This window comes from Paenibacillus sp. yr247 (assembly GCF_900103825.1).
Lineage (GTDB): Bacteria > Bacillota > Bacilli > Paenibacillales > NBRC-103111 > Paenibacillus_E.
Genome location: NZ_FNIF01000003.1, coordinates 31,524 through 48,239, shown reverse-complemented (window position 1 = coordinate 48,239; position 16,716 = coordinate 31,524). Strand labels below are relative to the sequence as shown.

The window sequence follows — 16,716 nt, the reverse complement described above, 5'->3', positions numbered from 1 at the left end:
TGAATGCTTTCTAGTATTCGGGAGCGAAAGCGAGGTAGTCGTGGGAGGCCTCACAAAACCAGAAAATAGGAGGAGTAGTTATGATGTTGAAAAGTAGGTTGCAAAAAACAAGTTTGCTTTTTCTTTCGTTTGTGATTTGCCTACTAGTCTTTCACCCAACGACGTCAAAAGCGGCGGCAACCGGAATCATCAAGCGGGTTTATACGGATAAGGCGAAGTACAACCCCAGCAGCGCGGCGACCATTAGTGTTGAAATGACAAACGATTCGGGTGCAGCATTCAATGGAAATGTGACTTTGACGATTTCTCATCTAGAAACGCAAACCTATTTAACTTCGCAAGCCGTAGTTCTAGCTACAGGAGCCTCGACAACTGTCACGTTTCCTTGGACAACGCCGGCAACGGACTACCAAGGGTATTTTGTTAATGTTACAGCAGGGACTTCCACAGGGGCGACTGCCATTGACGTATCAAGTACTTGGACCAAATATCCAAGATACGGGTTTCTTACGGAATATCCTGTTGGCGAGTCCTCCTCTACCTCGGATGCCAGAATCAAGCAAACCATGCAGGATTACCATACGAATGCTTTTCAGCTTTATGATTGGATGTGGCGGCATGAAAATATGATCGAACGGACAGGAGGCACGATCAACAGCTCTTGGACGAATTGGAACGGCAAAATCACCGATTCTTGGCCGACCATCCAAAATTTGATTTCTTCCGTACACAACTACAATGCTGCGGCCATGCCTTATACTATGACTTACGCTGCATTGCAAAATTATCAATCGATTTCCGGTGTAAGTCCGACGTGGGGAATGTATAATGATACACTCCATGCGAGTCAAGCTGTGTTCGATTTTGGAGATAATGACCCGAATACGAACCTATGGCTGTTTAATCCAGCGAATACGAGCTGGCAAAATTACATCTATGGGCAGTATCGCGATATTTTATCAACGGCTGGCTTTGATGGGATTCATCTCGACCAGATGGGTCAGCGTGATAACATGCACGACTATAACGGGGGCATTGTGGATCTGGAACACAGCTTTTCAGGTTTTATTAACAATCTGCGGAGTAATCTGAACAGCACTGGCTTTAGCAACAAAGCAATTGCTTTTAATATTGTGAATGGCGGCGTCACTGGTTGGGCAGCGAATGATGTCACGACGAACGCCCAAACTAGCTTTGATTACAGTGAAATATGGGAAAATTCACCTAATTATATCGATTTGAAAAACTTTATTAACAAAGCTCGAAGCAATGATGGTGGCAAAGCAATGGTGTTGGCCGCTTATATGAATTATCAGGAAAATTTGGGTACAAGATACGAAGCTGAATCCGCTTCCCTAAATGGGGTTACGGTGAACAATAATCATACGGGATATACGGGTACGGGTTTCGTCGATAATTTCGGAACCACAGGTAATTATGTCCAGTTTAATATCAACGCCCCAGAAACAGGGAAATATGCATTAGCGTTTCAATACGCGAATGCTACAGGGGCAACGGGTACTAGAAGTATTTATGTGGACGGGGTTTTGGATAAGCAAATTTCATTTCAGAACCAAGCAAATTGGGATACATGGTCATTTGACGCCTATGATGTCGTCCAACTGACAGCAGGAAACCACACTGTAAAAATTCAAATGAATGCAACGGATGCAGGCTTTATTAATTTAGATAGCTTGACGCTCGGAACATTCAATGAACCTTCCGTACGGTTAGCTAACGCGGCGATTGCTGCGAGCGGCTCTTTTCACATTGAAATGGGCGAAGGGGATCAAATGCTCGGGCACCCATATTTTCCAAACGAAGGGAAACAAATGAGAACAAGTCTGCGGGAGGGAATGAAGGATCATTACAACTTCATTACTGCTTACGAAAATCTTTTGTTTGATCCTGACGTGATCGATAATGACGCCGGCACGCAGTTCGTCTCCATTACTGGCCAGACGCTAAGCGGTAATGCAGCGGCCAACACAATCTGGCAGCAAATCAAACGGAACGGCAGCTATGACATCGTGCACCTCATTAATTTAAAGAACAATGATACAACTTGGAGAAATACGGCAAATACGCCTGTCACTATGAACAATCTCATTACAAAAGTGTATGTGGGCAATGACGAGAGTATTTCGAGCGTGAATCTTGCTTCCCCCGACATTAGCAACGGAAGCTCGCAGCAGCTTGCTTTCACCACGGGAACGGACAGCAACGGCAAGTATATTTCCTTTACCTTACCTTCATTACAGTATTGGGATATGATTTACTTGAGCCGCACCTTCACCACACCGACCAATAACGTTTACGAAGCGGAGACGGCTATTAAGACTAGCGTGACAACCAATACCAATCATACGGGATATACGGGCACCGGTTTTGTAGACGGGTTCGTTGCAGCGAATGAAGGAGTATCCTTCATTGTAAATGCGGCGACAAATGATGATTATTCATTGCGGTTCCATTATAGCAATGGCGGGACGGATGCTACGCGAGATGTATTTGTTGATGGCGCTTATGCAGGCACCGTACGCTTTAAAGGCACCGCAAACTGGGATACATGGAATGACGGCGAACTAACCGCACATCTCAAACCGGGGATCCACAGCATTGTGCTATGGTATTCCGCCAGCAATACAGGTGCGATTAATTTGGATCGCCTTAATTTGGATAAAACCTATATCTGGCAGTTTGATCGTGCCATTATCTCTGTACCTGCGGGATATCGAATCACCTTCAGAACAGGAGAACAAGGTTGGATTCACTCAGGTATTAACAATTGGCAAAATGTGACGGATACGATGATGTTAAATAACGGTTCAAGCGATACATTGCACAATTACGAGAATTCGATTGGGCCGTTCACATCGGGAACGACGGTAAATTTCACATTCTTATGGGACGATAATAATAACGGCATTCTTGAAACGAATATCGATCGTTGGCAAGGTACGAACTATTCGATTTCCATTCCTTAAACTAAAGGAGGATATTTTTCATGAGGCAATTTAAATGGGTTAAGGTTAAAATAGGGCTTGCCGTGCTTCTAACTGCAGCACTGACGATGGGGCCGCTGGCCTTCGTTAAACCGGTCTTCGCAACCACTTTGCCGTCTACACAATCTGCAACAAGTGTTTACATGTCCAATTGGAACAACGCAATGAATATATGGATGGCTAGTAAATTATCTCAGAACGACACAGGCACCTTCGGGCCCCGAATCGGTGAGATGCGTGTAAGCAACGATTACAACACCAACCAGATTAAGGATTACTCCGGCTATTTCCGTGACGAGACACTTGCTGTGAAATATAATCAAATCCATAATTTTAATTCTCAGGCTTATTATGACGACAACGGCATTTTAAAAACCCAATATCTGGATTATAGCGGATCCAACATGCCCTTGACGGTGACTAAGGATTATAATATGGTACCGAATCAGAATTTTACAGTAGCCACTTATACGTTTACCAACAATAACGCAACCTCCATTGATTATAACCTGTTGGAGCAGATTCACGAGAACAACAAATCGATCGGAGGAGCCAACAATTCCCACCATGGGTACTACGACAGTACACGCAACACGCTATTTGTTGATATGAGCGCATCCGGCCAATACTATCTTGCGCTGACCTCGCTTCAGGCGGTGACCGGCCATCAGGTAGCCAACGATGCGGTTTCCAATCTAATCTCCAATGACGTTGCAGCGTGGTATACGTTCGATAACAACGGCACGGTCAAAAACAATAATGATGTAGTGGCGACGGATATTAGCGTTGCGTTCCAAAACCGATTTACCATTCCAGCAAACAGTTCGGTTTCATTATCTTTCGTCGCTACGGTTCGCGATACGCTTGCTAATGCACAAAGCACCGTGGACACAGCTCGCGCTCAAACCGCGACCTACTGGTTTACGCAAACTCAAACCGCGTATACCAATTGGTTGGCCAGCGGGAAAACAACGACCTCTTCCGATACGGGTATCAATGAAACCTATAAACGCGCATTGATATCGATTAAAAACTCGATCAATCCGACATCGGGTGCGATGCCGGCGACGACCAATCCGATTGCTTACGGCTATAAGGTCTGGATTCGCGATTCGGCTGTGACTGCGATGATTTTGGATCAGGCCGGTTTCACTGCGGAAGCAGAAAAATATTGGAATTGGTTAATTGCCCGACAATCTGCGGACGGGAGCTTCAAAACAACGTTCAACCTATGGGACAGCAGCTATATGTCCTTTGTCGAACCAGAAAACGATTCGATCGGAATTTTCCTCATCGGCGCTTATTTGCATTACAAATTAACAGGCAGCGCTACTTTTCTTGCCAATATGTGGACCGCTTATAAAAAGTCGGCAGACTTCATTACTAACTATATCGGTTCCGATCCCTACGGCTTCGGTCAACCCGATGCCAGCATTTGGGAGGAACAACAGGAGTACAATGGATTTACGCAAGGTTTATATGCAGCCGGATTGGATGCGGCCCAGTATATGTCCCGCGCGGAAGGATTGAGCAGCCTCGCCGACAGCTACAACGGCGTATCGGGCAAGATCCGATCGAATATCCAGAAGAATGATAGCTGGAGTCCACCTGGGTTGTGGAATTCCATAAACGGTTACTTCAACCGTGCCGTAACTACCTCCGGCGGGACGAATACGCTGGTCGATTCCTCATCTGATGCGATGTTCGTTTACGGTCTGCTTGACTCCAATTCCTCGAGAATTAGCAGTCATATCAACAAAATTACAACGACGCTTCAGCACGACGGCAATGGAATCGCCCGTTACACTGGCGATACCTTCTACTATACCGCCGCATTCAGTCCAGCAGGCAATGAGGCTTTAAGCAACGAGCCTTCTTGGCCGCAAATGAGTGCCTATGTGGCTCTATATAACATCTACCAAGGTAATTTGACAACTGCACTTAGTTACTTGCAATGGATCGTCTCCAGAACGGGAGTAGGGTACATGTCCGCAGGAGAAGCGGTATCTCGAATTACATTTAAACCTCTTCCAAGCACGATGGTCGAGCCCGTTACTGCGGCTTGGTTTGTTCTAACAGCGCTTGCTTACGAAGGAAAGGCCGATATTCGCATCACTGCTCCTCAGTATAACGTTGGTGCTTATAAAACCATTAACGTCACCACGAGCGTAGCTTCCGACTTGTCTCAGTACAGCAATGTGCCCTATTATCTAAATAATAAGGCCAGTACATCCGGTTCAGGCGATACGACAATTACGAAGGCTTATGTCAGTAATGATGCTAGCAATCTCTACATTCGCGTTAAAAATAAAAGCGGAGTCCTTTCCGCATACAATACCGCTCCTCGTTTTGGAGTCATGGTATATGGGGAGGATTATAAACACGGTGCGGCAGCTTCGTCATCCTCCGCCATGTACGGCGGTGGGCTCGATCATGCGGCACAGTATATGGTCGGCCGTTGGAGCGACAGCGCTAATTTCTCGAAATTCAAAGTTGTAAGCGGTTCTTGGTCATTTGACCACTTTATTACCAGCGTGATCGCACCTCAATGGGATCCGGCTACCGGCAACATCGAGATGGTCATTCCATTATCCGAATTATCCAGTACCGGTTCTGTTGCAACTGGGGACTATTCCAACCTGAACATCGTGCTCGTTCGCCAGAATCCAACGACTTTGGCTTGGTCAGAAGATAACTTGGAAGCTGTTCACGATCGTGTCATGCAAAATGGAGAAGCTTGGTTCTATGGTAATGTAGAGTAAATAAAAGAAAGATTCGGTCCCTTGTAGATAATTTCTGCAAGGGACCGTTTTTCTAAAATAGTTACCAAGATCACACAGTCGATTCTTAATTGAGCACTTTGCATAATTCTGTTTTTGGCTAAGAGGCCTTACAAATCTCAGCCTATGAACATCGTCAGAGGCTAGTTTACGACTTTCTATTTCGATCGCTTGTAGATGTCAAACTAAAGTTTTTTCTGATGGGGATAGAACAAGAAAAAGCGATGTTTGAGTTTAATGCAAAGAGACTTAGAATACATTCTAATCTTAGTATTAATAGGAGTAGCTCAAGATAACTGAGTAATTTCTGGAAACTATTGTGTACATGCACTTATAGGCACACACCCACATACACTAATACTAATCTATAAGCGGAGGCTTCCGAAACATCTATGATCCGCTAACACTGAAGGGGGTGGCTGGAATGCCTGGATTGTTTAGTGCAATTGCTTTATTAATTAAACAGTTAACCTTGCTTGTATCCTATGTCAAAAATAACGCGTTTCCTCAACCACTTACCGAGGAAGAGGAAGAAAAACATCTTAGGCTCATGGCAGAAGGCAATGAATATTCTAGAAATATGTTGATCGAACATAACTTAAGGTTAGTTGCCCATATAGTAAAAAAATTCGACAACACAGGAGAAGATCTCGAGGATTTGATCTCCATCGGGACCATAGGCCTGATCAAAGCGATCGAGTCGTTCTCTCCAAACAAAGGCACAAAGCTTGCGACATTCGCGGCTCGTTGTATTGAGAACGAAATCCTTATGCATCTACGTTCACTGAAGAAAACACGAAAAGATGTGTCCTTGCATGATCCCATCGGAACGGATAAAGAGGGGAATGAAATCACGTTGATCGACATCCTCGGCACAGAAGCGGATGATGTGGTGGATAAGGTGCAACTGAAAATAGAGAAGAGTAAAATTTATCGCAATCTGGAGATTTTGGACGACCGTGAGAAGGAAGTTGTTGTGGGTAGGTTCGGACTTGAATTAGGTGGGGAAGAGCGGACGCAGCGGGAGATTGCGAAGGAGCTGGGGATTAGTCGCTCCTATGTATCAAGGATTGAGAAGCGGGCGCTGATGAAGCTATATCATGAGTTTTATAAGGCGAAAAGGTAAGGATCTGAATCGATTACTTCATTTATTTGGACCATGTACAAGTAATGGAGGTGAAGATCATGACTTTAATTCATATCGAAAATGCCAGTAAATATTATACGATGGGCAAGGAAACCATTAAAGCGTTAGATGACATTTCGTTAGATATTGATCATGGCGAGTTCGTTGCCATAATGAGCCCATCGGGTTCTGGCAAATCCACGCTCATGAACATCATCGGTTGTTTGGATGTTGCAGATAAAGGTGTTTATGACCTTGATGGTCAAGCAATTAACTTACTTAAGGATTCTCAGCTTGCTGAGATTCGCAATAAGAAGATTGGTTTCGTTTTTCAAAGTTTCAACTTGCTGCCGAGATTAAGTGCTTATGAAAACGTGGAATTACCTTTAATTTATCGGGGAATGACGAAAAAGGAAAGAGAACCATACGTTTTGCAGGCATTAGAATCGGTGGATTTACTGGATCGTATGAAGCATTTTCCCTCTGAGTTATCTGGTGGACAGCAGCAGCGTGATGCTATTGCGCGAACGTTGGCAGGAGATCCAGCAATAATTTTGGCGGATGAGCCTACGGGAGCGTTGGATTCGAAGACGGGAAATGAGATTTTAGAGCTTTTGAAGAAATTAAATGCACAAGGTCGGACGATTATTTTGATTACGCATGACAATTTGATTGCGCAGCAAGCGAAGCGGATTATTCGTTTTCGGGATGGTAGTTTGTATAAAGACGTTTAGTATTTATAAGACTGGGACTCCTTGGGAAACTATGGGGATCCGGTTTTATTTTTATCTACAAGTAATCGTTTGTACTATTCAATGAAAATGGTACTACCGGCATTCAGCTAACGGGCAGGAGAGTTGAATACTGTCATCGAAGTTAGAGATTAGATTTATTCTGTATCGGAGTGATAAGTTATGAATATAGAAGATCAAGCGGCTTTGTTTAGTATCTTCCATGATGGATCATTATTAGATCTAGCCTCTGTACCAGATACGCAAGACATTTCGTTTGTAATTGAATGTAAATATATCGTCGAAATGCTAATTCCAGGAGAAAATAAGTTATATGGATTAATAAAGAACTGTCACTATATATTCTTTGAACATTGGGATTTAGATAAAGCAATAACGGATTTATACTTAATTAATCAGTATGATTTAGAAATACATGATGCTGACGTGAAACGTGGGTATCTAAACATCATCTGTCTGATAGAAAGTTACAGGTCTTCCAGCGGTGGAACTTTATATCTAAAATGCGATGGAATTGAACTGTATGATGAAAATAGAAACAAAATAGCGATGGACGAGTTAAAACAAGCAGCAAATCTATACTGGTCAAATTTTAAAGATCAAGGAAATACATCTTCTTAGCATTATGAGAATTACATTAAACCCTATTCATTCAGCTAACGCAGAAGTACGACAAGTTCTGCTATAAGCACCAAACAGTGTGAAAAGCAGGAGATTACAGCAGTAATTTTAACTTTACAACCGAGGATGGGAATGACGGAACCATGTATCCTGAAACCATCCCGCCAATACTCCTGCACGCGTCATGTTTAACAGAACATGAAGTGTGAAGTTCAGGTAGATTCGACAGAACGAAGGCTGTAGCCATTCTAATAGAAAAGGTATGCCAACGGATATGTCGCGCGGCTAAAAAACTGGATATGGTGAGAATGCTCGCACTGAAGCGAACTGACGAACTTCCGAATGTACAGGTCTACAGTTAGAGCACACGGAAACGTGTGTACCATCAGACGATGGGGTGAGGGGCGTAAAGTAAAACTTTCTGCTCTGAAATACGCTATGCCGAACAATGGCGGCATCGATCTCACAGGCTTAGAGGGAGCACCTAAGTTCAGAACGGATAGCTAAGCTGTAAGGGACTTGGAAAACAAGGGACGTTGCAGGAAGGGCTGTTACCCGAAACGGTTACAATAAGGCATTTGCCGAAATGGATTTATCCTTGTGAGGGCAGGGGCACGACTGAGGAAGCCTCTGTAATCGAGGTGGAGGAACAGCCCCAAGTCTAATTGAAAAGAACGATCATTTTCCATGCGTGAATTGCACCGATCAGGTAGGAATGTGGGGACATCGCTTCATTTAGGAGGGGTGCCACAGTGCAAGCTTTACGAAATTGGGAGTATTACGGCATGACGGAATCTTTTACGGATTTATACGAAAGATCAGCAAACAAAGAAACATTTTCACACCTCTATGGGACCGTCACATCCAGAGAAAATATTTTGCTGGCTTATCGCTCGATGAAGTCCAATAAAGGATCAAAGACACCAGGAACAGATGGACTAACCATCGAAGACATCGAACAACGACCCGAACATGAATTAGTAAGTGAAATCCAAAACAGACTGCAAAACTACCGCCCCATGAAAGTTAGACGGAAGCTTATCGAGAAAGATAACGGCAAATGGAGACCGCTTGGCATCCCTTGCATCCTCGACCGCATCATTCAACAGTGCTTTAAGCAAGTCCTTGAGCCCATAGCTGAAGCCCAATTTTACAACCATAGCTATGGTTTCAGACCCCTTCGATCGACACACCATGCCATGGCAAGAGTTCAATTTCTCATTAATCAGGCGTCAATGCATTTTGTAGTCGACATCGACATATTGGGGTTTTTCGACAACGTCAACCATACCTTGCTCGTGAAGCAACTTTGGAACATGGGCATTCAAGATAGAAAGGTTCTAGCGTGCATCTCTAAAATGTTAAAAGCTGAAATCGAAGGGGAAGGAATACCTTCTAAAGGCGTACCTCAAGGTGGCTTGCTGTCAACACTGCTCTCGAATATTGTACTGAATGACCTCGATCATTGGGTGGCTGGTCAATGGGAACTCTTTCCGCTGACACAACCTTTCAAATCAAGAACTGGCGAAAGGGCTGCGAAAATACGGTCTAGTCTAAAAGAAGGCTATCTGGTGCGTTACGCCGATGACTTCAAAATCATTTGTCGCGATTGGAAGTCTGCCCAGAGGTGGTATCATGCGGTTGTTCTGTATCTCAAAGACCGCCTGAAACTCGACGTCTCACCAGAGAAATCGCAAATCATCAATCTGCGAAAACGAGAGTCGGAATTCCTTGGGTTTACAATCCGAGCGAACAAAAAGGGTCAAAAGCGAGTTGCGCATACGGGCATTAAAGCCAACAAAAGGCAGAAAATCAAAAGCGAAGCCAAGAAACACATTCTCAAAATGAGGGCTTCGCCAACGGCTCTAACCGCTGCACGGTTCAACAGCTTTGTTTTAGGAATTCACAACTACTTCAATCGGGCAACACATGTCAGTGTTGCGTTCTCACGTCTTGCCTACGATCTTCGAGCTTTCATGTACAATCGTCTTAAACAAATCGGGAAATACGAGCATCCTGCAAACCCACCGCCAACGTACAGTAAATTTTACAGCTTGGGTTACAGGACTTTTAAAGTAGCAGATGTTTATTTATATCCTCTTGCCAATGTGAAAACAAAGAATACGATGGGCTTTAGTACAGGGCTTTCGCTCTTTACCACAGCAGGCAGAGAACAAATACACAAAAAGCTTCGACCAGATTTACGTCAGGAAATTTACTTTCTTACGACATCTAGCATCCCGAATCAGAGTGTTGAATATATGGACAATCGGATTAGTCGGTATAGCATGAAAATGGGGAAATGCGAAATTACAGGCATGTACCTCTTCGCGTCCGATGTTTACTGCCACCACTATATCCCGTTGCACTTAGGTGGAAATGACAAATTTAACAATTTGCGCATCCTCCACAAAGAGGTCCAACAACTTATCCTCCAAACAAATAAAGAGACGATTGTCGTACTCAAGAATAGACTGGATCTAACGGAATTGATGATGAACAAGATCAACAAATACCGTGAAAAATATGCACTAGAACCAGTTTAACATATCCCAAATCAATGAGTAACGAGGAACTTATGATCAAGTACATTTAGTTAGATGGAACGCGGAGTGCTGGGAAACTGGCACGCTCCGTGTGGAGCAGGGGAAAAGCTGGAGATCACATCAAATGCTTACCTATTGCAACCGAGAGTTCAGTATCAACATGAGAAGGCAGCAGACCAATTTGATCTGCTGCCTTTCTTCTGCTACCGGGCAATTTAATGCTAAACAATCAAAAAGGGAATGATAACCACATAAAAATGTGGAGGAGTCAAAGTGAAGAAAATTATTGCGGCTTTAATAATTTCGGGTAGTGTCCTAGTTAGTCCTGAGAACGGAAAAGCTAACGTATCCTTACCGTGTAGCTCAGTCCTAGAACCAGTAAATACCGGTTATGCAAATGAAAAAGGGGTAGTTCTGGTTTATAAAGTGAAATTAACACCAAGCTTTCCGCGCACCAGTATAAGTATTCATGCTAATCATCTTCCGACACCATCCTCTCTGGGAGAATATGATGGTTATGAGGGCTTTGCATTTATTCCAAATGAAATTAGTTGGAGATTCAAACTATATCCAATACCAGTAATAGGTGGTCCGACTTGGGTAGGTAGGTTTGACGAAATAACAGCAGACCTGGAAAATAGTAAATTAGAGGTGCGTCTTTCTAACTCAAAGACTGGAAAGCTGGGTCCTGTGGTCTTAGAAAGTAGTATTAATTCCTGTAAATAGATAAATTATTTGGTACGAAGAACGACAATGGAGGAGCTTGCCGGGATGCAGTTCCTTTTTCATTAAACCTTCCTGTAGGATCTAAGAAATGGTCTTTGTCAAAAAAGGAGCGCCTCGGTATGATGGGTTTGTCCACGGGTTTGAAACCCAACACCATCAAGGAGGCGCTCTTATTATGAAGTTTAAGCAATCAGACGAACAAAATCAACGGATAGAACGAATTACTCCATCTCACTTAGTAATAGGCATCGACATGGCGAAGGATGCCCATGTCGCACAAGCAACGAACTTTCGCGGAATTGTTCTTTCTAAACGACATCTTACGTTTACCAACAGCAAGGAAGGGTTTGAAAGGTTTGGACGTTGGGTTAATGAGTTGCAGCAGAAACACCGATTGAACAACATAATAATTGGAATGGAACCGACGGGTCACTATTGGTTTAATCTAGCGAATTGGCTGGTAGAACAAAGCTTAACCGTTGTTCTGGTGAACCCTGTTACGACGAAGAGAAATAAGGAGAATAGAGATAATTCTCCTTCCAAAAATGATCCGACATACCATAGATCCGTACGATTTCGTCTTCACTTATGGTCAAGTCCGTGCTGATAATGGCCAGCCATTCTCGGCGCTTGTTGCGATTTTGAACAAACACGAACTTAGCGGGTAATCCGCAAGAGGTTTCGGCGTGACGGAGCCCAGAATTTCAGTTGGATTCCCCTTTGAAATTGTTGCGTACAACTCTTTTAAGGTCATTAGTTTTCCGTTTAAGCGATAGCGTTGCTTCAATTCTTTGACCATACCAATGACAGGTACTCCCATTTCGTCCAGCTGACGAAGCAAAGGTGCTTGAGTAAACCAGCTGTCCATGAGCACATAGTCTGCTGTAAATCCGACGGTTAGTGCCCGTTTTAATAGGTCCACTACGGCATCTGGTTTGCGATGGAGAGCTTCAAGTCGGCGCTTGTAGCCATAGCTGCGCTTAGAAACATGCTCCTTCATTTCACAAATACGGTTCGCAAGCTTAGCCGAAGAAAGCATAACAAAGTCAATGGGAGCAAAACTAAAACCATCCGACCAACCAAGTGTCAGCATCGCAAACCCTTTAGTAAAGCGACCGGTCGTGTGGTCGAATACGTGTGTCAATAATTCGGCTTTTTTACTACGACTACGCTTCAAAACGGAGTCGTCAATGATGAATACGCGTGTACACGAAGTGGAAATAAGAGACTCAAAGTGCAAAACAATCTTTAGAGCAAAGCTATGGAGAAACTTTCGCCAAGCAAATGAGCTCTGATTTAGAAAGCGATAAATGACGTCTTTACCGGGCAGTGACTCACTGCGTTCGCTTTCCAAAAGACGAAACCAGTTTCGTCCTTCAAACACGAGTGAGAACAAAAGTTGAAACACAGCTAAACTAGAAAAACCAAAAGATTTCGTAATTCCAGCGTTTCGTAGTAGTTGGCCGATTTTCAGGGTCGAAAGCAAGATGGAAAAGCGAGATTTTGCCTGTTCAGACAAGGATTTTTGGTGTACCATAGGAGTTACACACCTTTCTTTGTTTGCATGGTTGCTAGTCACTTCCATGATACCAAACAAAGAGGGTGTTTTTCTGTCAAGATGAGCAAAATTTCTCAATTAAGCCTTGCAGCCATAAGGCTTAACTAGTTTTTCGAAGGTGCGAAAGTTGAGTTATTAATGAATACACAAACGATAATTTTACAGAAATTAGAAGGAAAGATAATAAAGGACCATCACAAGAATTTATTAACTTGTTCTGTAAAAGAATTTAAGGATGGGAGCAACATCTGAAATTAACATATTCCATCTGCGGTGGTCTATGCCACTTGATCTACCCGAGGCATTGCGGGGAGTTGTATTGGAAAGATAAGCCTGGGGTACTAGTGGAGTAGGCAGAGCTACTTGTTTCTATGAACTAGCGGAGAACTATAGCACAATAACAACAGGCTGTCAGTTTACTCGGCAGCCTGTTGAAGTAACGGGCAGATTAGTTCGCCGGCAGGGCCCTTTGAATGATGTAATGCTTCGTTGACTGCCCCTTACATGTCCAACGCTTTCTGCGCGTGGGCCACATCCATCGCAAGCAGCCGGCCAAGGTCATACGCCGGGTAGTAACCGCGTTCCAACATGTAATTGGACACTTTTCCGTACATATGAATGACTCTGTTCATATGTCTTTGAAACGCATCGCGCAGCTGTGGGGTTGCCGATTCCGTAAGGGGTATCGCATAAGCGCGGATCGACGATTTAAAGTAGGCGAGCAGTTTTCCTCCATGAAACCCTGTCATATCGCCCTCTTTCCCCATAAACTCGGGCATTTCTTGGACCCTGTCATCCCGGAACGGCGTCGGAGCCATCGGATAAAAAAGGAGCAGTTCTCTCAAGTCCATGTCGGTTACTTGGATCGCTTCGACGTATAAAGCGCGCAGCGCCAGATCTTGGACGGAACGAATCTGCCTTTTTAACTCGATCAAGTGGCCGGACAAATAACCGACCGTTTCGTGCAATTGCAACGTTTCATGCAATGCGAGATGATGTTGAGGCTGCTTTAGATTCGAATACATCGTACGTTCCTCCTTTAAAATCGGTTTAGCCTTCAAAATAGTCTTCCCGATACTTTATGCGAGCTGGGGCAAAAGGGTTATTGCCTACAAAGTATCAGGTCGAAGATTAGCTGTGATGGGTAATTAAAAGGAAGTTTCCCCTTTTAATGTGTTCGTTCATCCAAAAGCTGCAGAGACTCTTGAAAGAAAGTACCGGGAGAAACATTAATTGAGGATAAGTGATTGGTATGAAGGGATTGAACCTTATGCATCATTTGACGCATATTCTCTTTGGAATCGTTATTGCAATTTTCTTATGGAAATTAATTGGGATTACTTTTAAATCTATACTTTTTTTCATCGTACTTGGACTGATCACTTTAGTTATTTTTCCTAAGGCGTTGGTTCTCGTTGGAGGTTTAGGGTTCTTATTTATAGGTTTGCTTCTTACCTTACTTGTATTGGGTGTCGGTGGACTATTATTTTTTGAGAATGACATTTAGATAAATCCAATACCTCTGAAGGAGCTGCCGTTGCAGCTCCTTTTCACTTGCTCACAAGATAATGCTTTTTGTACATATGTCACTAGAAACACACGATCGCGTAAAAGCAATATGGTAAGCGAGGGGCTTCATTACGTCTTCATTTACGTATTCAATACCTTTTGTATAGCTTCTGTTACCCTGTCTTTATCAAAAGGCTTCACAATAAAATCATTAGCCCCCAGGGTAATAGCTTCAATAACAAAAGATTGTTGCCCCATTGCTGATACCATTATTATCTTTGAATTACTCTTGTAACTTTTAATTTCCTTTAATGCAGTAATACCGTCCATCTCAGGCATTGTAATATCCAACATAACTAAGTCAGGATGAAAAGGGATATTGCCTCAAGTCCATTCGGTGCTTCGGCAACAATTTCATGCCCTATTTCTGATAAGATGTTCTTAATCATCAATCGCATAAACATAGAATCATCTACAACCAATATTCTAGCCATTTTAAATTCACCTCTTCAGGAGTAGACTTGAAACCTAGTTACTAACTGTTATAGATGACATTGAATCGTTGACATAAGAAAAACTCCCCTTATAAGATCGAACATGGGGAGTTAATATATATCCCTGTCCTTTGGTAACTGGCAGGCATAGCGAACAATTCGCCTTAGCCCATTTAGCTTTGCGTCACTAATTTTCATTAGTTTTGCCTTTATCGTATAACAGAATAATTGCTATTCATATTAAAAAATTATAACACTCGTATTGCTAGAACGAAGTGATCACATCTGCACAAAATAGCGGTTTTTGTACAGATAAACAAACCGATTTGAATATGAGGTCTGGATCTTTTTTAAATAATAGGCATTATTGCAGTTCACTTCATTACATCCCCCCATATGTTAGTGCGAAGGGGGTGTGAAACATGGCGCAACCGATAACTAGTAGTGCAGCAATTTTAGTTCTCTTTATTCTTTTGGTTATCATCTCTATGGCTTTTTGTATGGTAAACTTCGTTAATTATGTAAAATTGGCTCCTGGAGTAGCTCTCCTAGGGGCCTTATTTTTGTGAATCTCACCGGGAGAAAACGTTAGAGGACAGGCGCGTTCTTTTTGCTTTTCCACGATATTTCATCACGGGATACTATTGAAGTAAATGCTGGGGTTTAATTATCACATTTCCATCTGCCTATTGTAGCTGGAATCGAAAACTATAGGAGCTAGCCACGATAGCTCCTCCTTTATTTATTCTGAGCTTATTTATAAAAATTGAAGCCTACGAAGGCCAAGTTCAAAAAATCGGGAGCCAGTACATATCGCCCCTTTCAGTATGAACGATCGCTTCCAACAAACCGGTTTGTCGGCTGTACCCCTTACTGTTCAGGATGTAATCCGTTTTTTTCATTTCCATATCGATTCGGCCTACCATTTGATCCTTAATGAGTACGGCTTCATCGGGTCTCAGCCCCTCTTTACCTGCATTCAATTCGGTCAGAGACTGAAGAACGCGTCCTGGCACGACCTCGAGCGGCGGCGACGATGCGCGCGCGAGTCTCTTTTTCCCTTTTTCTTCAGCCGCTGCTTCCATTAAGTTTTCCATACATATAGTCAAAAATGGAGTTGACAATCCAAAAAAATAGTATTAGGATGAATCCATGAATTAATGGATCAAACAATCCATTTTATCTCTGAATATTGAATCGACCGTGTATCATATCAAAAAAGAGGAGGGCTGTAAGTAGAGGAAGTGTTTCATCTGAAGGATTATTTTTGTTTTTCCTTGTACTTGTTCCTGAGCCATTTCGCGAATGTATCGGCCGTTAATAGAAAAAAAAGGGCATCACCTATCCGAAGTATATTGTTTTACTGGTCCTATGGGAACGAAACGAGAGCACGGTGAGGGAATGGCTTACATATTGGATCTGGATTCCGGGACATTGACGCCGCTGCTCAAGCGTATGGAAGTGAATAGGCTGATTCGTCAAGAGCGTTCGAAGTTCGAATCAGCGGCAAATAACGGGGCGGATGTATGTAAGCTTCAATTTCGACAGCTATAGCCAAAATTTTTTACCCAATTAGTTTATGTACGATTATATTTTGAA

Annotated in this window: 13 protein-coding genes, 3 pseudogenes and 1 riboswitch; of the genes and pseudogenes, 12 read left to right on the top strand and 4 right to left on the bottom strand. The window is 43.1% G+C overall.

Translation table 11 applies throughout. The features are described from left to right. The first annotated feature begins 80 nt into the window (after nucleotides 1-80). From BLT91_RS09250 to BLT91_RS09215, 9 genes and pseudogenes are all read left to right on the top strand, one after another. Nucleotides 81-2,987: a glycoside hydrolase family 66 protein gene (locus BLT91_RS09250; RefSeq protein ID WP_090819979.1), complete on the top strand. Its 2,907-nt coding sequence runs from the start codon at nucleotides 81-83 to the stop codon at nucleotides 2,985-2,987. A 20-nt stretch (nucleotides 2,988-3,007) separates the two neighbouring features. Further along, nucleotides 3,008-5,767, top strand: coding sequence for a glycoside hydrolase family 15 protein (locus tag BLT91_RS09245; RefSeq protein ID WP_090819976.1), 2,760 nt, complete (start codon nucleotides 3,008-3,010; stop codon nucleotides 5,765-5,767). A 442-nt stretch (nucleotides 5,768-6,209) separates the two neighbouring features. Beyond that, nucleotides 6,210-6,911, top strand: coding sequence for an RNA polymerase sporulation sigma factor SigK (gene sigK, locus BLT91_RS09240; RefSeq protein ID WP_090819973.1), 702 nt, complete (start codon nucleotides 6,210-6,212; stop codon nucleotides 6,909-6,911). 59 nt (nucleotides 6,912-6,970) lie between these two features. Further along, nucleotides 6,971-7,645 carry an ABC transporter ATP-binding protein gene (locus tag BLT91_RS09235; RefSeq protein WP_090819971.1) on the top strand — a complete coding sequence of 225 codons (675 nt, stop codon included), beginning with the start codon at nucleotides 6,971-6,973 and terminating at the stop codon, nucleotides 7,643-7,645. 180 nt (nucleotides 7,646-7,825) lie between these two features. Continuing rightward, complete coding sequence (locus BLT91_RS09230; protein ID WP_090819967.1) at nucleotides 7,826-8,284, top strand: hypothetical protein; 459 nt, start codon at nucleotides 7,826-7,828, stop codon at nucleotides 8,282-8,284. 342 nt (nucleotides 8,285-8,626) lie between these two features. After that, nucleotides 8,627-8,791 carry a hypothetical protein gene (locus BLT91_RS32285; RefSeq protein WP_217635198.1) on the top strand — a complete coding sequence of 55 codons (165 nt, stop codon included), beginning with the start codon at nucleotides 8,627-8,629 and terminating at the stop codon, nucleotides 8,789-8,791. Between the two features lie 245 nt (nucleotides 8,792-9,036). Further along, nucleotides 9,037-10,830 (top strand): group II intron reverse transcriptase/maturase, encoded by a 1,794-nt coding sequence (gene ltrA / locus BLT91_RS09225; RefSeq protein WP_175532189.1) that lies wholly within the window; start codon nucleotides 9,037-9,039, stop codon nucleotides 10,828-10,830. A 273-nt stretch (nucleotides 10,831-11,103) separates the two neighbouring features. Continuing rightward, nucleotides 11,104-11,556, top strand: coding sequence for a YoqH family protein (locus BLT91_RS09220; RefSeq protein WP_090819964.1), 453 nt, complete (start codon nucleotides 11,104-11,106; stop codon nucleotides 11,554-11,556). A 175-nt stretch (nucleotides 11,557-11,731) separates the two neighbouring features. Next, nucleotides 11,732-12,109: pseudogene (locus BLT91_RS09215) on the top strand (transposase); the annotation flags it as partial. Nucleotide 12,110: 1 nt separating this feature from the next. Here BLT91_RS09215 and BLT91_RS09210 read toward each other — a convergent pair. Together BLT91_RS09210 and BLT91_RS09205 are read right to left on the bottom strand one after the other, a co-directional pair. Then, nucleotides 12,111-13,093 (bottom strand): annotated as a pseudogene (locus BLT91_RS09210) (transposase); the annotation flags it as partial. Nucleotides 13,094-13,614: 521 nt separating this feature from the next. Continuing rightward, entirely contained in the window at nucleotides 13,615-14,139 is a 525-nt protein-coding gene (locus BLT91_RS09205; protein WP_090819961.1) for a spore coat protein, read from the bottom strand. A 227-nt stretch (nucleotides 14,140-14,366) separates the two neighbouring features. Between BLT91_RS09205 and BLT91_RS09200 the strand changes: the two genes are divergently transcribed. Beyond that, on the top strand, nucleotides 14,367-14,621 hold the full coding sequence (locus BLT91_RS09200; RefSeq protein ID WP_090819957.1) for a hypothetical protein: 255 nt from the start codon (nucleotides 14,367-14,369) through the stop codon (nucleotides 14,619-14,621). 143 nt (nucleotides 14,622-14,764) lie between these two features. Here BLT91_RS09200 and BLT91_RS09195 read toward each other — a convergent pair. Further along, nucleotides 14,765-15,117: pseudogene (locus tag BLT91_RS09195) on the bottom strand (response regulator). Between the two features lie 130 nt (nucleotides 15,118-15,247). Further along, nucleotides 15,248-15,335: riboswitch (cyclic di-GMP riboswitch) on the bottom strand. A gap of 204 nt (nucleotides 15,336-15,539) precedes the next feature. On the opposite strand from BLT91_RS09195, the gene BLT91_RS32740 reads away from it, so the two are divergent. Further along, on the top strand, nucleotides 15,540-15,686 hold the full coding sequence (locus BLT91_RS32740) for a hypothetical protein (RefSeq protein ID WP_254776856.1): 147 nt from the start codon (nucleotides 15,540-15,542) through the stop codon (nucleotides 15,684-15,686). 219 nt (nucleotides 15,687-15,905) lie between these two features. Here the strand turns inward: BLT91_RS32740 and BLT91_RS09190 are convergent, their stop codons facing one another. Beyond that, nucleotides 15,906-16,214 carry a hypothetical protein gene (locus BLT91_RS09190; protein WP_141224961.1) on the bottom strand — a complete coding sequence of 103 codons (309 nt, stop codon included), beginning with the start codon at nucleotides 16,212-16,214 and terminating at the stop codon, nucleotides 15,906-15,908. Between the two features lie 274 nt (nucleotides 16,215-16,488). Between BLT91_RS09190 and BLT91_RS31430 the strand changes: the two genes are divergently transcribed. Next, on the top strand, nucleotides 16,489-16,671 hold the full coding sequence (locus tag BLT91_RS31430) for a hypothetical protein (protein WP_175532188.1): 183 nt from the start codon (nucleotides 16,489-16,491) through the stop codon (nucleotides 16,669-16,671). The last annotated feature ends 45 nt before the right edge of the window (nucleotides 16,672-16,716 follow it).